Origin of the sequence: Clostridium moniliforme (genome assembly GCF_017873235.1) — a bacterium.
Lineage (GTDB): Bacteria > Bacillota > Clostridia > Clostridiales > Clostridiaceae > Clostridium > Clostridium moniliforme.
Genome location: NZ_JAGGJZ010000002.1, coordinates 266,892 through 287,298 on the forward strand (window position 1 = coordinate 266,892; position 20,407 = coordinate 287,298).

21 protein-coding genes and 1 other annotated feature (1 of these 22 running past the window's edge) are annotated in these 20,407 nt (G+C 26.2%); of the genes, 15 read left to right on the forward strand and 6 right to left on the reverse strand.

Going from position 1 to position 20,407, the window contains the following annotated elements; genetic code table 11:
- Positions 1 to 203: a binding site (T-box leader), on the forward strand (it extends 60 nt beyond the left edge of the window).
- Between the two features lie 105 nt (positions 204 to 308).
- The 3 genes from brnQ to J2Z53_RS04610 all read left to right on the forward strand — a co-directional run bounded on the left by brnQ (position 309) and on the right by J2Z53_RS04610 (position 3,173).
- Positions 309 to 1,658 (forward strand): branched-chain amino acid transport system II carrier protein, encoded by a 1,350-nt coding sequence (gene brnQ / locus J2Z53_RS04600; protein ID WP_209796063.1) that lies wholly within the window; start codon positions 309 to 311, stop codon positions 1,656 to 1,658.
- Positions 1,659 to 1,828: 170 nt separating this feature from the next.
- The gene (gene zupT, locus J2Z53_RS04605) at positions 1,829 to 2,632 is read left to right on the forward strand and encodes a zinc transporter ZupT (RefSeq protein ID WP_209796064.1); all 804 of its coding nucleotides are present in this window, start codon (positions 1,829 to 1,831) and stop codon (positions 2,630 to 2,632) included.
- Positions 2,633 to 2,759: 127 nt separating this feature from the next.
- Positions 2,760 to 3,173, forward strand: a complete 414-nt coding sequence (locus tag J2Z53_RS04610; protein WP_209796065.1) for a UDP-N-acetylglucosamine pyrophosphorylase — start codon at positions 2,760 to 2,762, stop codon at positions 3,171 to 3,173.
- A gap of 65 nt (positions 3,174 to 3,238) precedes the next feature.
- Here the strand turns inward: J2Z53_RS04610 and J2Z53_RS04615 are convergent, their stop codons facing one another.
- A complete protein-coding gene (locus J2Z53_RS04615) occupies positions 3,239 to 3,394 on the reverse strand; it encodes a hypothetical protein (RefSeq protein WP_209796066.1) in 156 nt (51 codons plus the stop codon).
- Between the two features lie 350 nt (positions 3,395 to 3,744).
- On the opposite strand from J2Z53_RS04615, the gene J2Z53_RS04620 reads away from it, so the two are divergent.
- Entirely contained in the window at positions 3,745 to 4,953 is a 1,209-nt protein-coding gene (locus J2Z53_RS04620) for a multidrug efflux MFS transporter (protein WP_209796067.1), read from the forward strand.
- A gap of 61 nt (positions 4,954 to 5,014) precedes the next feature.
- Here the strand turns inward: J2Z53_RS04620 and J2Z53_RS04625 are convergent, their stop codons facing one another.
- Genes J2Z53_RS04625 through J2Z53_RS04635 form a run of 3 tightly spaced genes read right to left on the reverse strand, consistent with a single transcriptional unit; the run spans position 5,015 to position 6,062 of the window.
- Positions 5,015 to 5,578, reverse strand: a complete 564-nt coding sequence (locus J2Z53_RS04625; RefSeq protein ID WP_209796068.1) for a manganese catalase family protein — start codon at positions 5,576 to 5,578, stop codon at positions 5,015 to 5,017.
- 16 nt (positions 5,579 to 5,594) lie between these two features.
- Positions 5,595 to 5,843, reverse strand: coding sequence for a spore coat protein CotJB (locus J2Z53_RS04630; protein WP_209796069.1), 249 nt, complete (start codon positions 5,841 to 5,843; stop codon positions 5,595 to 5,597).
- Positions 5,844 to 5,864: 21 nt separating this feature from the next.
- The gene (locus J2Z53_RS04635; RefSeq protein ID WP_209796070.1) at positions 5,865 to 6,062 is read right to left on the reverse strand and encodes a spore coat associated protein CotJA; all 198 of its coding nucleotides are present in this window, start codon (positions 6,060 to 6,062) and stop codon (positions 5,865 to 5,867) included.
- Between the two features lie 202 nt (positions 6,063 to 6,264).
- On the opposite strand from J2Z53_RS04635, the gene J2Z53_RS04640 reads away from it, so the two are divergent.
- Both J2Z53_RS04640 and J2Z53_RS04645 read left to right on the forward strand, forming a co-directional pair.
- Positions 6,265 to 6,588 carry a hypothetical protein gene (locus J2Z53_RS04640; protein WP_209796071.1) on the forward strand — a complete coding sequence of 108 codons (324 nt, stop codon included), beginning with the start codon at positions 6,265 to 6,267 and terminating at the stop codon, positions 6,586 to 6,588.
- Between the two features lie 132 nt (positions 6,589 to 6,720).
- Entirely contained in the window at positions 6,721 to 7,185 is a 465-nt protein-coding gene (locus tag J2Z53_RS04645) for a L,D-transpeptidase (protein WP_209796072.1), read from the forward strand.
- Between the two features lie 72 nt (positions 7,186 to 7,257).
- Here J2Z53_RS04645 and fba read toward each other — a convergent pair whose 3' ends face one another.
- Positions 7,258 to 8,121 (reverse strand): class II fructose-1,6-bisphosphate aldolase, encoded by an 864-nt coding sequence (gene fba / locus J2Z53_RS04650; protein WP_209796073.1) that lies wholly within the window; start codon positions 8,119 to 8,121, stop codon positions 7,258 to 7,260.
- Between the two features lie 328 nt (positions 8,122 to 8,449).
- On the opposite strand from fba, the gene J2Z53_RS04655 reads away from it, so the two are divergent.
- Positions 8,450 to 9,499, forward strand: a complete 1,050-nt coding sequence (locus tag J2Z53_RS04655; RefSeq protein WP_234925772.1) for a polysaccharide deacetylase family protein — start codon at positions 8,450 to 8,452, stop codon at positions 9,497 to 9,499.
- Between the two features lie 34 nt (positions 9,500 to 9,533).
- Here J2Z53_RS04655 and J2Z53_RS04660 read toward each other — a convergent pair whose 3' ends face one another.
- Positions 9,534 to 10,919 carry a tetratricopeptide repeat protein gene (locus J2Z53_RS04660; protein WP_209796074.1) on the reverse strand — a complete coding sequence of 462 codons (1,386 nt, stop codon included), beginning with the start codon at positions 10,917 to 10,919 and terminating at the stop codon, positions 9,534 to 9,536.
- 364 nt (positions 10,920 to 11,283) lie between these two features.
- Here J2Z53_RS04660 and J2Z53_RS04665 point away from each other — a divergent pair, with 364 nt between their 5' ends.
- The 8 genes from J2Z53_RS04665 (at position 11,284) to J2Z53_RS04700 (ending at position 20,013) form a co-directional block, all read left to right on the forward strand.
- Positions 11,284 to 12,192: a DMT family transporter gene (locus J2Z53_RS04665; protein ID WP_209796075.1), complete on the forward strand. Its 909-nt coding sequence runs from the start codon at positions 11,284 to 11,286 to the stop codon at positions 12,190 to 12,192.
- A 219-nt stretch (positions 12,193 to 12,411) separates the two neighbouring features.
- Positions 12,412 to 13,743, forward strand: a complete 1,332-nt coding sequence (locus J2Z53_RS04670; RefSeq protein ID WP_209796076.1) for an FAD-dependent oxidoreductase — start codon at positions 12,412 to 12,414, stop codon at positions 13,741 to 13,743.
- A gap of 371 nt (positions 13,744 to 14,114) precedes the next feature.
- Entirely contained in the window at positions 14,115 to 15,155 is a 1,041-nt protein-coding gene (gene fni / locus J2Z53_RS04675) for a type 2 isopentenyl-diphosphate Delta-isomerase (protein ID WP_209796077.1), read from the forward strand.
- 86 nt (positions 15,156 to 15,241) lie between these two features.
- Entirely contained in the window at positions 15,242 to 15,379 is a 138-nt protein-coding gene (scfA, locus tag J2Z53_RS04680; protein WP_035279055.1) for a six-cysteine ranthipeptide SCIFF, read from the forward strand.
- 68 nt (positions 15,380 to 15,447) lie between these two features.
- Positions 15,448 to 16,803, forward strand: a complete 1,356-nt coding sequence (gene scfB, locus J2Z53_RS04685) for a thioether cross-link-forming SCIFF peptide maturase (RefSeq protein WP_209796078.1) — start codon at positions 15,448 to 15,450, stop codon at positions 16,801 to 16,803.
- 37 nt (positions 16,804 to 16,840) lie between these two features.
- Positions 16,841 to 18,052 (forward strand): M16 family metallopeptidase, encoded by a 1,212-nt coding sequence (locus J2Z53_RS04690; RefSeq protein WP_209796079.1) that lies wholly within the window; start codon positions 16,841 to 16,843, stop codon positions 18,050 to 18,052.
- A 64-nt stretch (positions 18,053 to 18,116) separates the two neighbouring features.
- On the forward strand, positions 18,117 to 19,532 hold the full coding sequence (locus tag J2Z53_RS04695; RefSeq protein WP_327786698.1) for an aminotransferase class I/II-fold pyridoxal phosphate-dependent enzyme: 1,416 nt from the start codon (positions 18,117 to 18,119) through the stop codon (positions 19,530 to 19,532).
- A 91-nt stretch (positions 19,533 to 19,623) separates the two neighbouring features.
- Positions 19,624 to 20,013, forward strand: coding sequence for a hypothetical protein (locus J2Z53_RS04700; RefSeq protein WP_209796081.1), 390 nt, complete (start codon positions 19,624 to 19,626; stop codon positions 20,011 to 20,013).
- Positions 20,014 to 20,407 lie beyond the last annotated feature (394 nt).

Below are 20,407 nucleotides of genomic sequence, written 5' to 3' on the forward strand. Positions count from 1 at the left end.
GGTGAAAGCCAATGTTCAATATATATTTGAAAATCATCTCTGAGAAGTAAGGCTGAAAGTTTTAGTAAGCTTTATCGGACATTTCACCGTTAAAAGAAAAGCGTATTATTTAGTACGTAACTTAAGAGCTATAAAGATATATTTATATTCTATTATATTTTTATAGAATTAGGGTGGTAACGCGATTAAACCTCGTCCCTTATTTTAGGGACGGGGTATTTTTATATTTAAGGGGGAATTTTTATGGACATAGAAGGAGACATTATTATGAATTGAAAAAGTTAAATAAAAAATTGGGGGCGACTAAAATGAACAATTTATCAAAAAAAGATTTATTACTTGTAAGCTTAATGCTTTTTTCATTATTTTTTGGGGCTGGTAATTTAATATTTCCACCATTTTTAGGACAACAAGCTGGTGAATCAACTTGGATTGCTATGTTAGGATTTTTTATTACGGCAGTTGGATTTCCAGTACTTGGAGTAATTGCTGTAGCAAAATCAGGAGGACTTCAATCTTTAGCAAAGAGAGTAAATCCTACCTTCGCAATTATATTTACAGTTTTAATTTATCTTTCAATAGGACCTTGCCTTGGAATACCAAGGGCAGGAAGTCTTCCTTTTGAGATGGCAGTAGCACCATTTCTTCCAAAGGGATTAATTTCAAATACATTAGCATTATTTATATATACTTTAATATTTTTTTCAGTAGCTTATTGGCTATGCTTAACACCATCTAAGTTAGTAAATCGTATGGGAAAGGTTTTAACTCCAACATTATTGATTTTAATATCAAGTATTTTTATTGCAAGTTTAATTAATCCAGTTGGAGAATATGGAAAAGCAACAGGGGAATATATAACTTCACCCTTTGTTAAAGGATTTTTAGATGGATATTTAACTATGGATACAATTGCAGCATTAAATTTTGGAATAGTAATTTCGCTAGCTATAAAAGCAAAAGGTGTTAAAGAGGAAAAACAAGTTGTTTCAAGTTCAATTAAAGCAGGACTAATAGCAGGGACTTTATTAATAGTTATTTATTCTATTCTTTCTCATTTAGGAGCAGCAAGTGGTGGAAGATTTGGAGAAACAGCAAATGGAGCTCAAACTTTAGCTAATATAATGTTATATATTTTTGGAAAACCTGGAGTCGTTTTACTTGCATTTACATTTACCCTTGCTTGTTTAACAACATCTGTTGGACTTATAACTTCATGTAGTCAATATTTTGAAACTTTAATGCCAAAGGTAGGTTATAAAACTTTTGTAAGAGTACTTACTCTTTCAAGTATGGTTTTAGCTAACATGGGGCTTACAAAAATTCTTGCAGTATCTGTTCCAGTATTAAATGCAATTTATCCAATTGCTATAGTTCTTATATTGTTAGCTATTCTTGATAAATTTTTAAATAGTAGTTCAATTGTATATTCTTTTACAATTGTTTTTACAGGAGTTATAAGTGTTATTTATGCATTAAGTGATACAGGAATTTCTTTAAGTTTTATAAATGATTTAGTACACAAATTACCACTTTATTCACAGGGACTTGGATGGGTTATTCCATCAATTGTAGGTTTTATATTAGGATTATTTTTAAAATTTATTAAAGAAAAGTCTTTAGAGAAAAATATAAATATAGATAACGTTAGTGAATAAAGGGTAATTAAAAATATATATTCAAATTAAAAATATAAAGCTGATTTTGTGACAATCATAAATCAGTTTTATATTTTTACAAGTTTTTTAGTATTAATTTTACTATGGACAAATTCCAAAAAATAACTTATAATTAAATGAAAATAATTATCAGTTGAAAGGAGATAAGTATGAGTAATGTAACAATAGCATTTTTATTAACTTTGCTTGCAGGTTTAGCAACTGGAATAGGTAGTTGCATAGCATTTTTTGCTAAGAAAACTAATACAAAATTTCTTTCTGTAAGTTTAGGTTTTTCAGCTGGAGTAATGATTTATGTTTCTATGATAGAAATATTTCAAGAAGCAAGAGAATCATTAATAGGTGTAATGGGAATGAAGCTTGGAAGCTTTATAACTGTTCTTTCATTTTTTGGTGGAATAGCAGTTATAGCTATTATAGATAAATTAGTGCCAAATAAAGAAAATCCTCATGAAGTAAAGTCAATGGAGGATGTAAATGATGAGGAGGTTAATAAAAATAAAAATCTTTTAAGAACTGGAATATTTACAGCTCTAGCAATAGCAATACATAGTTTTCCAGAAGGGCTAGCTACATTTGTATCAGCTTTAGATAATGCAAGTGTAGCAATACCAATAACTATTGCAATAGCTATTCATAATATACCAGAAGGTATATCAGTTTCAGTTCCTATTTATTATGCAACAGGAGATAAGAAAAAGGCATTTATATATTCATTTCTTTCAGGAATGTCTGAACCTGTAGGTGCAATAATTGGATATCTTTTACTTAGAAATATTTTTAATGATGTGACATTAGGAGTACTTCTTGCAGCAGTTGCAGGTATTATGGTATTTATATCTATAGATGAATTATTACCTACTGCTAGAAAATATGGAGAACATCATTTGTCTATTTATGGCTTAGTAGCTGGTATGGCTGTTATGGCAATAAGTTTACTGTTATTTATGTAATAATATTTTGTTAAAATAGCCTTTTTGTTAAATATATATTTTAAATAAAATTATGGATTTATAAAATATAAATTGTATAATTAATATATAGAAATTTAATAAGAAAGGTTATAAAGGTAATTTTAATATGAAATTTGAATTAACTATAAATGAATTAGGTAAACTTTTAAAAAAATTAGGAGAAGAATATAAATTAGATTTATTAGCTAAAATAAAATTAAGCGGTGGATGGATGACTCTTAATGGAGAAGCTATAATAGAACAAGTCCCAGTAGAAGGATTAAATAAAATTAAAGGTAATAATATTATAACTATAAGAGTTAAGTCTGATAATGAAGAAGGAGCTCCAATTAAAATTACTGGAGCTAAAGATTCAAAGTTTAATATAGATTTATCAGCAACAAGATATAAGGAAGTAAATTTTAGAAAATTAAATCTTGATACAATAAAAATAAATAATGAAGAGTGTAAGTTAAGAATAGATGAAGATTTAATATTTAAAATAAATGCTTCAGTAGATGAAGTTAAAAAATTTATATAATTAAAAGAGAGGTAGATATAATTTATATCTACCTCTTTGCTTAGTTTCTAAATTTAATTTTAAAGTTATATATTTATGGCTTTTGACTTGAGTATTAATAAATCGGCACTTTCGTTTTTGATTTCTTTATAGTCATAGGCCTCATCCTTATATAATTTGACCTCTTCTAATTTTTGAACATCCTTAAAACTAAATTTTTTACTCTTACCAAAAAAACGCATAAATATCACTCCTTTGTTAATCTACATATTATATATAATCCTTATTTAAATTAAAATCAATAGGGAATTTGGTTAAATTTTTATAAATTAATAAAAATATTGTTTATAAATAAGGATAAAATAATAAATTGATAAAAAAATAAGTTTAAATTATAAAAATATCAATAAAATCTAGAAGGATTTATTTTGGAATTATGGATTAATTTAAAGATGTAATCCTTATACTTAATAATTCCAAGAAATCACTGTGTTATAATTTAATTATTATATTTGAATAGAAAATATATATTAATATTTTAAATTTATTAAGTTTATATAATGTTTAATATTACAAAATAGGAGATATGCTTATGGAAAAATGGAAAAGAAATTTGATTGTTTGTTGGTTTGGAACTTTTGTTACTATGATTGGGATGAGCCAAATAGCACCTATTTTACCCATTTATGTTAAGGAGCTTGGAGTTACAAGTATAAAGTTAGTTGAACAAATTTCAGGAATAGCCTTTGGTTTAACTTTTGTAACATCAGCTATATTTTCTCCAATATGGGGAAAGCTTGCAGATAAATATGGAAGAAAGCCAATGCTTTTAAGAGCAAGCCTTGGGATGTCAATAGTAGTTATTTCTATGGGATTTGCACATAGTATAAGATTACTTATAATTCTTAGACTTTTACAGGGAACTATATCAGGGTATAGTACTGCGTGTACAACTTTAATAGCTACACAAACAGATAAAGAACATGCTGGAGTAGCACTTGGTACATTATCAACAGCTGGGATAGCTGGATCTTTATTTGGACCAGTAATTGGTGGATATTTAGAGCAGATTGTAGGAATTAGAAATGAATTTTTTATAATAGGTACTTTGTTATCTATTGCATTTATAGCATCCTTAATTTTTGTGAAAGAGGATTTTAAACCTTCAGAAGTAAAAGTACTCAACTTTAAAGAGGTATGGAATATTATTCCAGATAAAATGTTAGTAATTTCTATGTTTATAACATCATTTATGTTACAATTAGCATTTTATTCAATAGAGCCTATTATAACTGTGTATGTAACAAGCTTATCTAAAAATGCAACAAATGTTGCTTTTATTTCAGGATTAGTTTTTTCAACATCTGGTTTAGCTAACATATTAGCAGCGAGACATCTTGGAAGATTATCTGATAGGATTGGTGCACATAAAGTTATGCTAGTGGCACTTATAGTTGCTGGAATTATATTTATTCCACAAGCTTTTGTAAAAAATCCTTGGCAGTTAATGGGACTTCGTTTCATATTAGGATTAGCAGCAGCAGGACTTACACCTTCAATAAATACAATTATTAAAAAGATAACTCCTGATGCTATTACAGGTAGAGCCTTTGGATTTAATATGTCTGCATTATATTTGGGAACATTTTGTGGTTCTGTTTTAGGAGGACAAATCTCAGCAAACTTTGGGATAAAATATATATTTTTTATAACAAGTGCATTGCTTTTATTAAATTCACTTTGGGTATATAAAACAGTTTATAAAAGAATGAATAATATTGAACTTAAAAATTACATTTAAAATAAAATACCGTAAGATTATTCTATTAATAACTTTACGGTATTTTAAAAGTTATTTTAAGTTATTTTTTGCAGATGTGTTCTTGAACATCCATTAAAGCCTCTCCAAATCTTTGGAAGTGAACAACTTCTCTTTCTCTTAAAAACTTTAATATTTCTTTAATTTGATAGTCATCAGTTAAATTAATTAACCATTCATAAGTGGCTCTAGCTTTTTGCTCAGCTGCCATATTTTCATGAAGGTCAGCAATTACATCACCTTTAGCTTGTATATAAGTTGCTGTCCATGGATTTCCACTTGCATCAGTATAGTATAGGGCTTTACCATGGTCTGTGTAATGTTCACCTAAACCAGCAGCTTTAAGTTCATCAACAGTTGCATTTTCCATAAGTTGATATATCATAGTTGCAATCATTTCAACGTGAGCAAGTTCTTCAGTTCCTATGTCAGTTAATAAACCTTTAGATTTTCCAGTAGGCATTGTATAACGTTGGTTTAAATATCTAAGAGCAGCACTTAGTTCTCCATCTGGACCACCATATTGTGATACAAGAAATTTTGCCATTTTAAGATCTTTACACTTAAGATTTATTGGATATTCTAATGTCTTTGTATAATACCACATAAAAAAAGCCTCCTACCTAACAATTTTCCCAAGGCCATGGATTATTTACCCAAGCCTTTGGATTTTCTACAAAAGCTGAACCAAAGTTTGTTAATGGTCCATATTTTTTTTCATATTCACTAATTAAACAACTTAGATTAGTTGATATTTCTTCATAGTCCTCTATGGCTTTTCTATTATTAGGGAAATTATCTAGATATAGGTTAAGTTCTACAGCATAAAATAGATATTTTCTTATATCTTTTAATAAATCCTTTTCATACATAAATATCACCTCATAAAATTTTTAACATTTTTCATCTTTATAATAGGGCTTATAAAGGTCTTTAAAAATAGTTCCTTTTTTTATAGCCTCATCAAGAGAATATAAATGTTCATATTTTTGAGGCAAAATAAATGCTTTGGCATAACAGTATTTTTCTGATTTGCAATCATGGAAAACATCACAATCACAAATTAAACTTTCATAATCGTATTTGTGCATTAAAAAAACTCCTTTCAAAAAACAACACTTTACAATCATATTATGACGAATAAATAAGTTTTGTGACGATTGTGATTATATAATAAATAAAAAAATAAAAGTAAATGTATACAAAAAAATTTTAGTTTAAAAAGATATTGTAATTATTTTTTTTGATAGTATAATCATATTATTACAAAATATAAGTAAGGGGAAATGGTTAATGTTAAGTGATTATTACGTAGATTTTAAGAATATCTCACAGATTTTTAATGAGCACTGTACTGAAGAAAAAGATGAGGTTATAGATTATTTAAGTAGATTAGATATGCAGTTAATTAAAGCTATAAAAGTAGTTTTACATATAGGAAAAAATGAAAAAGATAATTGTATTCATACACCACATGAATTATATAAGAAAACAATGAATTCTTTTGACATATTAAGGGGCTGGAAAGATAAAGAAACAGAAATAAATAGTATTTTAACTGATTCATCTATTAGTGAATATTTTGATAATGGATTAAAAATTCTTAAAATGAAATAAATATAAAATAATATAGTAAGGAAACACTATTAATAAATTTATTTATTAATAATGTTTCTTTATTTTTTTATAAATCTGCTTATATAAACATATTAATATAAATATAGTAATTAAAATAAAGGAAAAGTAAATATGAATTTAACTGAACAATTTAGATCTTTAAATTATAAAAATTTTAATATTAATATGACAGAATTTGTGAATGAAAATAAATTGAATAGCAAAACCAATTATTTAATAGTAACATCACTACAAAATAAATATACTTATATTTTTCAAAGGAAAGGCGATTCTTGGATTCAATTATATAAATGGATATGCACAGTAGGTAAACAGTTAACTCCAACTGTAAAAGGAATGTTTAAAATAACTGGAAGAAAGAGAGGGTTTGGAACTGAATTATATAGTGTTAAATATGCCACAAGAATTATTGGAAGATATTATTATCATTCAATTCTTTATGATAAAACAGGTAAATATATAATAGATGGAAGACTTGGTATGGCATTAAGTCATGGATGTATAAGATTAAAAGTAAATAATGCAAAATGGATATATGAAAATATACCAGATGGAACTACTGTTATAATTTCATAATACCTTTTTATATATAATTTTTATAAAAAACTTTAAATAAAAAACCACCTAAAAAGGTGGTTTTTATAAATATTAAGCTCTGTTAACTGAACCGAACATTTCCATTTTTTCTTTTACTAAAGCTTTAATAGCTTCAAATCCTGGAGCAAGAAGTTTTCTTGGGTCAAATCCCTTTCCTTCTAGATCCTTTCCTTCTTCAACGTACTTTCTAGTAGCTTCTTGGAATGCTAATTGACATTCTGTATTAACATTAATCTTTGAAACTCCAAGTGATATAGCTTTTTTAATCATATCATCAGGAATTCCTGTACCACCGTGAAGAACTAATGGCATTGGAGCAGTAGCACCTTCTATAGCAGCTAAAGCATCAAAGTTAAGTCCTTTCCAGTTTGATGGGTATTTTCCGTGAATATTTCCGATTCCAGCTGCTAGCATTGTAACTCCTAAGTCAGCTATTTGTTTACATTCTTGAGGATCTGCTATTTCTCCAGCTCCGATAACTCCGTCTTCTTCTCCACCAATTGAACCAACTTCAGCTTCTAATGATAAACCTTTTCCTGAAGTTAATTTAACTAATTCTGAAGTTTTTTCTATATTTTCAGCTAATGGATAGTGTGATCCATCAAACATAATTGATGAGAATCCAGCTTCAATAGCCTTGTGAGCTCCTTCGTAGCTACCGTGGTCTAGGTGTAAAGCAACAGGAACTGATATGTTTAATTCATCTAACATTCCGTTAACCATTCCAACTACTGTCTTATAGCCACACATATATTTTGCAGCACCTTCTGATACTCCTAGTATTACTGGTGATCTGTTTTCTTCTGCAGTTAATAATATAGCTTTAGTCCATTCTAAATTATTGATGTTGAATTGTCCAACTGCATATTTGCCTTCTCTAGCTTTATTTAGCATTTCTTTTGCTGAAACTAACATGTGCAAAACCTCCATATATTTATATAATTATTATTTTGAGAATTAAATGCTATAACATATAGTTCTCTCTACCTAGTAGTATAACCTAAAATTATAATTATGAAAATAGTAAAATATATAAAATTAATCTATTAGATAATATATAGTAGCTTATATCTCTATATATATAAATATATAGAAAATTTATTAAACTTTTATTAATTAATCATTTTGTTTCCAAATGTTAATCTTTTTTACTTAAATAAATAGTAATATATAAACATATAATATAATTAGAAATTATAAATAAATCTTGAGCAAAAGATAACAAAGTAGAGGAACGATTTAAATGGAAATGAACAGAAAAAATGGAAGAAGATTTAAAAAAAGAAAAGCAAGAAAAAGAGCAATGATAACTGGTATTATAATAGTTGCTTTATTAGCATCCGGAGTTGGAATTTATGCTTATGCTCATCATCAAAGTAGTGATAATAAAGCAGTTACAGAGGAAAGTTCTAAACAAAAATCAGGTGCATCAACAAATAATGTAGCAGAAGAAGCACCAAAGCCAACAGACATAATGAAGGATCAAAATATAATAAATTCAGCTAACAGTTATGCTGTACCTGCAAATGACGTCCTAAAAATGATGAAATCTAAAAAGCCTATAAATAATGAAAAAGAAGTTTTCTTAACATTTGATGATGGACCAAGCGAAAATACAAGTAATATTTTAAAAATATTAAAGGAAGAAAATGTACATGCTACATTTTTTGTATTAGGTTCACAACTTAAAAATAATCCTGAAAATCAAAAATTATTAAAGGATGAAATTGATAGTGGAAATGCAATAGCTAACCATACTTTTAGTCACGATTATCATAAATTATATCCAGGAAATAGTGTTAATGTAAAAGTATTTATGAATGAAATAAATGAAAATAATGAGCAAATGAAAAATATTTTAGGACCAAACTTTAATGCAAGAGTTTTAAGAATGCCAGGTGGATATATGTCAAGAGTATATTATCATGATCCTCATTTAAAACAATTAAATGAAGCATTAAGAAAAGAAGGTATAATGTCTATTGACTGGGATGCAGAAACTGGAGATGCAGAATCAAACACTTATTCAGTAGATCATTTAGTTTCTAGAGCTAGGTTTTATATGGAGAGAGAAGATCATATAGTCTTACTAATGCATGATGCAGCTGCAAAAAAATCAACAGTTAAAGCATTACCACAAATTATAAAAATGTTTAAAGATAAAGGATACAAATTTAAGGTAATAAAAAATGCTCCTATGAGTTATTTTGAACAATCTAACAATAATACAGAAAATAGCAATAAAACATCAAATAATAATCAAACAGGAAATTCAACAAGTAGCAATAAATAAAAAAAGGCAAGAATTAATTTCTTGCCTTTTTTATTTAGTTATATAATATTTTTCTTGATGTATCATTATAATATGGTGAACTTGGATAAGAATCTTCTAAATGCTGAGCATATTTTTTAGCTTTAGATTTATCACCTTTATCATTATAATATAAGCATAGATTGTATAATACTTCAGCAGTATATAAATCTGAATGTGGGTATTTATTTAAATAGTCTTCAAAATATTTAACACCATCATCCTTCTTATCTAATGCGTTATATGTTGAACCCATAAAGTATAATATATGAGGTTCTAAGTAGCTTCCATCACAGAATTTATAAGCTTTTGAAAAACTATCTAATGCAACATCATACTTTTTATTTTTATAACTGTCTAGTCCTTCATTGTAGAATTTTTCTACTCCATCTTTCTTCATTATATCAATAGCTTGATTATATGAATCTTTAGCATCTGAAGGTACTTTATCTTTAGGAACTTCATTTAATAAAGTATAAATAGCATTCATATCTTTATCTTTAATTGCTTTATCAAGATTAGTTTTAAGATTTTTTTCTAATTGTTCCTCTTTAATAGCTTGACTTTGTTCAGTATTATTCGTAGAAGAATTATTAAATTGTTTTACAGCTACACAGGAAGCAGCGACTACTATAATTGCACAAACAGCAATTATTGCAGATTTTTTGCCTTTACTTAATGAAGTTTTAGTATTTTTAGAAGTTTCCTCAGTATTAGAGGAATCATCATTGATTACTTCTTCTTTGGGTGAATCGATATCATTATTTTTATTTAAAGTTTCTTCTTCATTAACAGAAGATGTATTTAAACTTACATTTTCAGAAGATTCATCTATCTTTTCCGTTGCTTGTTCAGTTGCCTTTTCTTCTAGCATTTCAGATACTTTTTCATTTTGTTTATTAACTACTTCTTCAGTATTATCTTTAACTAAATTTTCAGGATCTTCTTTTACTTTATCCTCTGAAAGGGCAGGCTCTTCTTTAATTTTATTATTTTCTTCACACATTTCATCAGGAGCATTAGGAGTTTCTTCGTTTGGTGAAGGATATCCTTCTTTTGATGTTTCGTTAGGATTTATTATATCCTCTATTTCACTTTCTGGTGTACTACTTATAGTATTTAGATTATCATAACTTAAAGCTTTCTCTTTAGTTTCTTTATCTATATCCGCAAGACGCATTTTAGCTGTAGGATTATTATTGTATTCAGAATTAATTTTCCAATTTAATATTGCTTCATCAATTCTATCTAATTTAAATAAAATTTCACCTTCAAGTTCTAAGGCTTTTTCATTATTATAATCTTTAGTTAAAATTTTGTCGCAAATTTTTAAAGCTTCCTTATAATTTTTATCTTTAAAATATTTATTTGCTTTGTTTAATTTTTTTTCAAAATTAGCCATAGTTCCTCCTTAGTTAATCCACCCTTTATTTTATTTTAATACATATTGTCAATGAATTTATTGCAAAAGTATTTCTTTTATATAAAATTATAAAAAAAATATAATTATATTGTAAATTTTAGTAATTAAAGAAAATATATTTAAATAAACATTATTAATGATATCACTAAGTTTTGTGTAAATGTTAACAAAATAACATGATGTTAATAATTTAATAAAAAATTTACAAAAATAATTTCACTTATATATAACAATAAATATTTAGAAAAATATACTATATAAATATTTAAAATTTATATGGACAAAGAAAAAATTTATGTTAAACTGAAATCTGTATTTTAATTTAGAGAAAGGGGATAGATATATGAAAGAAAGAAATTTAGTGTTTCATATTCTTGCATTATTAACAATGATAGTTTGGGGATTATCATATTTAAGTTCTGAAATAGCAATGAGAGAAGTTCCTCCATCACTATTAGCTTTTTATAGATTTTTAATAGCTGGTGGAGTTTTATATTTAATAAAAAGATGGAAATTTAAAAAAGATAAAATTATAAAAGGAGATATGAAATATTTAATTTTAGGTGGAATATTTGGTGTTGCACTATATTTTTCACTTCAAAATTTTGCAGTATATTATACATCTTCTTTAAATGTTTCTGTTTTAATAGCAATTACTCCTGTATTTACATTATTAGTTCAAAGAATATTTTTTAAGGAAAAACTTAATGTATATAAAAGTAGTGGAGTTATAATTAGTGTTTTTGGTATATTTTTAATAGTTGCATCAAAAGGAAAAATAAGTCTCTTTTCAGAAGGTTCAATTGGAGATGTTATGACAATTTGTGCTGTATTTAGTTGGATTGTTTATAATATAGTTATAGGTAAGCTTAAAGGAACATATAGTGCTATAACTATAACAGCTTACCAATCATTATGGGGAGCATTATTTTTATCACCAACTCTTTTATTAGATAAACCTAAAATGGTTTCACCATTAACAATATTTAATATTATATATCTTTCAATATTTTGTACAATAATAGCTTTTGTTTTATATATAAGATGCCTTCAAAGACTTGGACCAACAATTATTACAACTTATGTTAATTTTCAGCCTGTAGTTGGAGTTATAGCAGCTTGTATTTTGCTTGGACAAAAAATTAATAGTCTACAATTTTTAGGAAGTGCTTGTATAATAGTAAGTGCATTTTTAGTAAATAAAAAGGTTAAGGAAAAAAATAAAGTTGTAGTAGAACAATTACAAGTATAAATTAATAATCAATTATTTAATAATATAATAAAATTTATTTAAAAAGGATACATTATTTTTATGTATCTCTTTTTTTTATAGTTATATTAATATATTTGTATAAAATTTAACAAAAAACTATTTACAAATAAGCTTTAAAGAAGTATTATTTATTCAAAGATATTAATAAAGATTATTAGATAGTAATAAATGTTATATGATTTTAGGAGGAATTAAATTATGAAGGTTATTGTTATAGGATGTACACATGCAGGTACTGCAACAGTAGTAAATTTAAAGGAGTTATATCCAGAATCAGAAGTTACAGTTTATGAAAGAAATGATAATGTTTCATTTTTATCATGTGGTATAGCACTTCATGTTGGAAATGTTGTTAAGGATTTAAATGATATGTTTTATAATTCACCAGAAGGTTTAGCTAAACTTGGTGTTAAGACAAATATGAAACATGATGTTTTAGATATAGATTTTGATAATAAAAAAGTTAAGGTTAAAAACTTAGTTACAGAAGAAATTTTTGAGGATAGTTATGATAAACTTGTTTTAACAGTTGGATCATGGCCAATAGTTCCAAAATTTGAAGGTGGAGACTTAGAAAATATAGTTCTTTGCAAAAATTATAATCAAGCAAAAGATATAACTGAAAAAGGAAAATCAGCTAAAAATGTAGTTATAATTGGAGCTGGATATATTGGAGTTGAACTTGCAGAAGCCTTTGAAATTTTAGGTAAAAATGTTACTTTAATTGATGCAGAAGAAAGAATTATGGCAAAATATTTAGATAAAGAATTTACAGATATTGCAGAAGCTTCATTTAAAGAACATGGAGTAAAATTAGCACTTGGAGAAAAGGTTCAAAGTTTTGAAGGGGAAAATGGAAAAGTTAAAAAAGTTATAACTGAAAAGGGATCTTATGAAGGAGATTTAGTTGTATTATGTATCGGATTTAGACCAAATACAACTTTAGTAAATGGAAAGTTAGATACTCTTCCAAATGGAGCTATAATAATAGATGAATATATGAGAACAAGCAGAGAAGATGTTTTTGCAGCAGGAGATTGTTGTGTTGTTAAATTTAATCCAACTAAAGAGGATAGATATATTCCACTTGCTACAAATGCAGTAAGAATGGGAACTTTAGTTGCAAGAAATATTAATGGACCTACAATTAAATATATGGGAACTCAAGGTACATCAGGAATTAAAATATATGAAAATTCTATAGCATCAACAGGTTTAACTGAAGAAGGAGCAAAACTTGTTAAAGGAATAAATGTAGGAAGTTCTACTATTGAAGAAAATTATAGACCAGAATTTATGCCAACATATGAAAAAGCAATGGTTAAAATAGTGTTTGATAAAGATACAAGAAGAGTTTTAGGTGGACAAATTATTTCAAAAGTTGATTTAACACAATTTATGAATACTTTATCAGTAGTAATTCAAAATGATATGACAGTTGAAGAACTTGCAATGACAGATTTCTTCTTCCAACCACACTTTAATAAACCTTGGAGCTTATTAAATTCAGTAGCACTTAAGGCACTATAAAATTAAAGTATAAAAGAGAAAAAATAAATTTTAATATATAAAAAAAAAGGGATTTCTATTTATGAAATCCCTTTTTTATGTAGATAAATTTGTGTAATAAGAAGATATATTTTTTATCTCTTTATATAAATAATTTCAATATTTTGTAAAATTATTATAATTAAATTTTAATGTTATAACTGATAGTTTATTCATTGTTTTGTAAGCCTCTATTAGTAAATTTTATTTTGATTAAATTTTAATATAATAGGTAAGGTAATATAATAGGGTTTACAATAGGTTTTTAGAATTGTATTTTAAAATACATATTGTTAGTTATAATAAGTATTGATTAAAGAAAATAACTTTAAGGTTATTTAAAAGGAGATTATATGGATGATTTAAAAAAGAGTAAAGATAGAAAAATTGATCATATAAAGTTTGCAAAGGAAGCATATTTGAATAAGGATTATTTTAAAGATATAAGAATTTTTAATAACTCTTTGCCTGAAATAAATTATGAAGACATATCCCTTAAAACAAATTTCTTAGGAAAAGAAATAGATATGCCAATAATGATTAATGCAATGACTGGAGGCTGTGACTTAAGTTTTAATATAAATAGGGATTTAAGTAAATTATCAAAAGAATTTAATATACCAATGGCTGTAGGTTCTCAGTCTATAATGTTTAAAGATAAAACTTTAGAAAAAACTTTTAAAATAGTTAGAGATAATAATAAAGATGGTGTTATTCTTTCTAATTTAAGTGCTTTAAGTTCATTAGAAAAGGTAAAAAGAGCAATAGATGTAATAGAAGCAGATGGAATACAACTTCATTTAAATTCCTCTCAAGAATTAGTTATGAGAGAGGGAGATAGAAATTTTAAGGGAATATTAAAAAATATAGAAAATATAATTAGTAATGTAAATGTTCCTGTTATTTTAAAAGAAGTTGGAAGTGGAATAAGTTTTGAAACTTGCAAGAAACTTGAAAGTGTAGGTGCAAAATATATAGATGTAGGTGGAAAAGGTGGAACAAGTTTTATTAAAATTGAAGCTTTAAGAAGTAAAAATAAATTTTTAGAGGATATACAAGAGATAGAAATACCAACTCCTGAATCTATAATTTTTTGTAAATTAGCTAGTAAAAATATAAATATAATATCATCTGGAGGAATTAATAAAGGAAGTCAAATAATTAAGTCTTTAATTTTAGGTAGTAAACTCACAGCGATTGCAGGACCTATACTTCAAATGTATTTAGAAGGTGGAATAGATAAAGTAAGAGAATATATAAAAAATTTAAATGAAAGCACAAAAATTCTTATGGGATCTTTAGGTTGTGAAACTTTAAATGACCTTAATAAAGTAAAATATTTCTATAAAGATGAACATATTATTAAAAAGTATATTAGTAATTATAAAAACTAATTAGGATAATAGTAAATATTATAGAAGATAATGACTAATTGTGATATAATTTGTATGTTATTCGTTAGTAGTGGAGGAGTATGTATATGAAACATATAAAGACAATCAATAAAACAAATATCAAAAATAGTTTAAAGAAACCAGGATGCAAAGAATGTGCAAACTCATGCCAATCAGCATGTAAGACTTCATGCACAGTTGCAAACTTAGAATGCGAAAACTAATAAATAAGCAGTAACTTAGTTATTAAGTTACTGCTTAATTATTAATGTAATTTCAGGAGGAGTTTAAAATGGCATTAATACATAAATTTAAACAAGGTGAAAATTATTTTGTTTTGGATGTAAATACTGGAGCAGTTCACGTTGTTGATGAACTAGTATATGATTTAGTTGATGATAATGGTTTAAGAGATAAAAATTTAGTTATAAATGAATTAAAAAATAAGTATGATGAAGCTGAAGCTAGTGAAGCTTATGATGAAATAAAAGAGTTAGTAGATGAGGGAATGCTTTATACAAAAGATATGTATGAAGATATAGCTCATAGTTCAATGGATGATAGAGATTATATAAAGGCAGTATGTTTAAATATAATTCATGGTTGTAATTTAAGATGTAAATATTGTTTTGCAGATGAAGGAGAATATCATGGACACAAAGGTGTTATGGATATAGAAACTGCAAAAAAAGCAATTGATTATGTTATTAAGAGAAGTGGTCCTAGAAAAAATATAGAAATAGATCTTTTTGGTGGAGAACCAACTCTTATAATGGACACTATTAAAGAAATAATTAAATATGCAAGAGAAAATGAAAAGAAGTGGAACAAAAATATAAGATTTACAATGACAACAAATGCCACTCTTTTAAATGAAGAAATGATGGATTATATGGATAAAGAAATGGGAAATATAATTCTTTCATTAGACGGAAGAAAAGAAGTAAATGATAATGTAAGAATTAAAGTTGACGGTTCAGGTTCATATGATGATATTCTTCCAAATATCAAAAAGATGGTTGAAAAGAGAAATAAGAATAAAATGTTCTATGTAAGAGGAACATTTACAAGAGCTAATACAGATTTTTATGAAGATGTTATGGCTATGGCAAACGAAGGCTTTAGAGAAATATCAATAGAACCAGTTGTATTACCAGATGAACATCCACTTTCATTAAGAGAAGAAGATTTACCTACAATATTTGAAAATTATGATAAATTATATAATGAAATGGTTAGAAGAAAGAAAGAGGGAGATGAATTTAGATTCTATCACTTTAATATAGATCTAAATGGAGGACCTTGTGTATATAAGAGAATTTCTGGTTGTGGAGCAGGTTTTGAATATGTTGCAATAACTCCTCAAGGAGAAGTTTACCCATGTCATCAATTTGTTGGTAGAGAAGAATATAAACTTGGAACAATATATGATGATACTTATAATACAGAATTAGCTAAAAAATTTAAGAATGCACATATATACAATAAGCCAAAATGTAGAGACTGCTGGGCTAGATTTTATTGTAGTGGAGGCTGCCAAGCAAATAACTTAAACTTTAATAATGATATAACTATTCCTTATGAAATAGGATGTAAAATGCAAAAGAAGAGAATTGAATGTGCAATTGCATTAAAGGCAGCAGAATAAATTTTAAATATTAGAAAAATTTTGGAGTTGAATAGCTTTGAAGGATTATATTTTAAAAAATGGAGTTAAATTAATATACCAAAAAAGTACTTCAGACCTTACTTCAATATGTGTTTCTCTAGAGGGAGGAGCATTAAGTGAAGGAGAAAAGTATGGAGTAGCCCATGCCACTGAACATATGGTTTTCAAAGGAACTAATAAAAGAAGTGAAGGGGATATTAATAAGGAGTTAAGTGGAATTTTTGGTTTTCATAATGCCATGACAAACTATCCTTATGTAATATATTATGGAACTCTTTTAGGGGAGGATTTTGAAAAAGGAATAGATGTTTTTTCAGATATTATTATAAATCCAACATTTCCCAAAGAGGGATTTAAAGAAGAAATGGATGTAATAGTTGAAGAACTTAAGGAATGGGACGAGGATATAGAACAATATTTAGAGGATAAATTATTTTTAAATGCCTTTAATAAAAGGAGAATAAAATATCCTATAATAGGAACATTTGATTCATTAAAATCATTAACTTTAGAAGATATAAAAGAATTTTATAATAAAGTATATTTCCCAAGTAATACTTCAATTGCTATTGTTACTTCACTAGAATTTGAAAGTGTAGTAAATATTATTGAAAAATATTTTGGTAATTGGAATAAGGAAAAAAATATTATAGATGAAGTTTATTATGAAGATGGAGTAAGTGGAACTTTTGAAGATTTAAGGGAAGATATTAAAACTTCTAAAATTCAGATTATGTATCCAATTAATAAATTAACAGAAAAAGAAGTACAAGCACTTAGAATATTTAATGAATACTTTGGAGAAGGAATTAATTCAAGACTTTTTGATGTTTTAAGAACTCAAAATGGCTTAGTTTATGATGTTTTAACTAGAGTTTGTCATGAAAATGGAATTAAATTTTATAAGGTAACTCTTAGTACTTCAAAGGATAATATTTATAAAGCTTTAGATTTAATAGATAAATGTATTTCGGATATAGAAAATTTAAAGGAAACTCTTAAGGAAGATGATGTTTTAACATGGAAAAAGAGTTTTAAACTTAAAAGATTATTTAGAGAAGAGCAAAGTATAGTTTTAGCTAAAGAATTATCAACTTATGATACTATGTTTAAGGATTATAAAATATATATTTCTGAAACAGAAGATATAAATGATATTAATTTAGAATTTATTCTAAAAACAGCTAAAAAGGTATTACAAAAACCTTTAATAGAAATAATTAAATAATATATAGGTTGCCTTAATAAAATTTAAGGCAGCCTTTTTTAGATAAGGTATATTAAGGAGAAATATTATGAAAAAAGCACCATTACTTGAAGCTTTATTAAAATATCATAAAGAAGAAAATTTAATACTTTCAATGCCAGGAAATAAATGTGGCATTGGATTTTTAAAAGATGATTTAGGAAAAGAATTTGCAAATAATATGGGATTTTTAGATATTACAGAAAATGATCCTTTAGATAATCTCCATCATCCAGAGGGGGTAATTAAAGAGAGCCAGGAGCTTTTAGCAAAAACCTATGGAGGTAAAAAGGCATTTTTTATGGTTAATGGAAGTTCTGGTGGTAATCTTATTTCAATTTTTAGTGCTTTTAATGAAGGTGATGAAGTAATAGTTGAAAGAAACTGCCATAAATCTATTTATAATGGACTTATATTAAGAAAACTTAAAGTAACATATATAGAGCCTGTAATAGATGAAGATAGAGAGATATTTCTTCCACCAGATGAAAAAAATATTTATGAAGCAATTAAAGCTTCTAAAAATCCAAAGGGAATAATATTAACTTATCCTAATTATTTTGGAATAAGCTATAATATTGAAAATATAATTAAAGATTTAAAGAAAAAGGGACTTAAAATAATAATTGATGGAGCCCATGGGGCACACTTTGGAATAAGTGAAAAATTACCTAAAAGAGTAACAGATATAGCAGATTACATAATTTTAAGTGCACATAAAACAATACCTTCTTTAACTCAAGGAGGATATTTAATAGTAAATGATTTAGAAAGTGATGTGGAATTTTACTTTAATGCATTTTTAACAACATCCCCATCTTATTTATTAATGGCATCTTTAGATTATGGAAGACATTATTTGGATAATTATGGAGAAACTGATTATAATAAATTAATTAATAGAGCTAAAATATGGAGGGATAAAATTAATTCTTTAGGAAAGGTTCATATACTTTTACCAGAGGATTTAAAAGAAGGTTATGAAATAGATTTAAGTAGATATTTAATATTACTTCCAAAGGGATATAGTGGACATAAACTCCATGATTATTTAAGAAGTAAAAAAATTCAAGGTGAGATGAGTTTTTCAAGAGGGGAAGTTTTAATTTTTTCAACCTTTAATAAAGATTCAGATTTTGAAAAAATATACTCTGTTATAGAAAATTTAAATATGGAAGAGTTAAAGGAAAAAACATACTCAAAATTTTCAAAAATAACTCCTGAAAAAGTTTTTGAACCTTATGAAGTATTTAAAAAGAAAGAGAAAACTTTAAAAATGGAAGATTCAATTGGATGTATAGCAAAGGAGAGTATAGTACCTTATCCACCAGGTATTCCTTTAGTTTCTCCAGGAGAAATAATAACAGAAGAAGTAGTTAATATAGTAAAAGATTATATAGAAAATAATAAAGACGTAATAGGAGTACAGGATGGAAACACTAAGGTTATAAAACTAGATTAAATAGACAAATTAAGCTGTAACAATAATACTAGATTCTCATATAGTATATTAAGGATAAAAATTAGGTATACAAAAGAGAGGAGTTTGTGTTATGGCTAGAAATATTAGAGGTTGTTGCGGAGCAAATAGATGTGGGTTTGTAAATAATAAGTGTTGCTGTGAGCCTAAAAAAGAAAATAAATGCAAAAAATTAGAAAAATGCTTAGATGAAATGTCAGAAAGAGATTTAAAATTCTTAGATTGCATTATAAAAAAGATAAGAGAAATAATTTGTCTTCAAGAAGAATCTGAAAAGTTTAAAGAAAAAGCTGAATTTTTAGATGAACAAGTTGAAGAAAGAACTAAAGAAGTTGAATGTTTAATTAGAAAACTTAGAGAAATGTTAGAAAAAACTAATTGTGTTTGTGACAAAACAATAGAATGTCATAGAGATGATGACAGGGATGAATGGGACTGCAGTGATTTTTGGAACTGTAGATAATTGATCATTTATCTATTATAAAGACTATAAAGTTTTTAACTTTATAGTCTTTAGTTTTGTACAAAATTTTATTAAATTAAAAAATAATAAAATAAAACCTTAAAAAATAAAAAAATATTAATAAATACAATTAAATTATATTATTTATATAGACATTTAGTATTTTAAGTGATATAATCATAAAAAAACTTAGGAGGATGATTATGAATACAATATCTAAAAATATAGCAAAATTAAATAATATAAATTTCTTTAGCTACTTTAGATAGGGTTTGTATTTGTGAATCATCATAGATACAGACCTTAATATAAGGGAGATGTATCTATGGTGGCTAAGTTTCTAAATTAAGTAATAATTAAGCCACATAGGAATACTATGTGGCTTTTGTTTTGC

Excerpts from the sequence above, each read along its gene's own strand:
- J2Z53_RS04625 (WP_209796068.1), bottom strand. The coding sequence starts at position 5,578 with ATGTGGTATTATACAAAGACATTAGAATATCCAATAAATCTTAAGTGT.
- J2Z53_RS04660 (WP_209796074.1), bottom strand. The coding sequence starts at position 10,919 with ATGGCTAATTTTGAAAAAAAATTAAACAAAGCAAATAAATATTTTAAA.
- fba (WP_209796073.1), bottom strand. The coding sequence starts at position 8,121 with ATGTTAGTTTCAGCAAAAGAAATGCTAAATAAAGCTAGAGAAGGCAAA.
- zupT (WP_209796064.1), top strand. The coding sequence starts at position 1,829 with ATGAGTAATGTAACAATAGCATTTTTATTAACTTTGCTTGCAGGTTTA.
- scfA (WP_035279055.1), top strand. The coding sequence starts at position 15,242 with ATGAAACATATAAAGACAATCAATAAAACAAATATCAAAAATAGTTTA.
- scfB (WP_209796078.1), top strand. The coding sequence starts at position 15,448 with ATGGCATTAATACATAAATTTAAACAAGGTGAAAATTATTTTGTTTTG.
- J2Z53_RS04645 (WP_209796072.1), top strand. The coding sequence starts at position 6,721 with ATGAATTTAACTGAACAATTTAGATCTTTAAATTATAAAAATTTTAAT.
- J2Z53_RS04620 (WP_209796067.1), top strand. The coding sequence starts at position 3,745 with ATGGAAAAATGGAAAAGAAATTTGATTGTTTGTTGGTTTGGAACTTTT.
- J2Z53_RS04655 (WP_234925772.1), top strand. The coding sequence starts at position 8,450 with ATGGAAATGAACAGAAAAAATGGAAGAAGATTTAAAAAAAGAAAAGCA.
- J2Z53_RS04615 (WP_209796066.1), bottom strand. The coding sequence starts at position 3,394 with ATGCGTTTTTTTGGTAAGAGTAAAAAATTTAGTTTTAAGGATGTTCAA.
- J2Z53_RS04670 (WP_209796076.1), top strand. The coding sequence starts at position 12,412 with ATGAAGGTTATTGTTATAGGATGTACACATGCAGGTACTGCAACAGTA.
- J2Z53_RS04610 (WP_209796065.1), top strand. The coding sequence starts at position 2,760 with ATGAAATTTGAATTAACTATAAATGAATTAGGTAAACTTTTAAAAAAA.
- J2Z53_RS04630 (WP_209796069.1), bottom strand. The coding sequence starts at position 5,843 with ATGTATGAAAAGGATTTATTAAAAGATATAAGAAAATATCTATTTTAT.
- fni (WP_209796077.1), top strand. The coding sequence starts at position 14,115 with ATGGATGATTTAAAAAAGAGTAAAGATAGAAAAATTGATCATATAAAG.
- J2Z53_RS04665 (WP_209796075.1), top strand. The coding sequence starts at position 11,284 with ATGAAAGAAAGAAATTTAGTGTTTCATATTCTTGCATTATTAACAATG.
- J2Z53_RS04640 (WP_209796071.1), top strand. The coding sequence starts at position 6,265 with ATGTTAAGTGATTATTACGTAGATTTTAAGAATATCTCACAGATTTTT.
- J2Z53_RS04635 (WP_209796070.1), bottom strand. The coding sequence starts at position 6,062 with ATGCACAAATACGATTATGAAAGTTTAATTTGTGATTGTGATGTTTTC.
- J2Z53_RS04700 (WP_209796081.1), top strand. The coding sequence starts at position 19,624 with ATGGCTAGAAATATTAGAGGTTGTTGCGGAGCAAATAGATGTGGGTTT.
- brnQ (WP_209796063.1), top strand. The coding sequence starts at position 309 with ATGAACAATTTATCAAAAAAAGATTTATTACTTGTAAGCTTAATGCTT.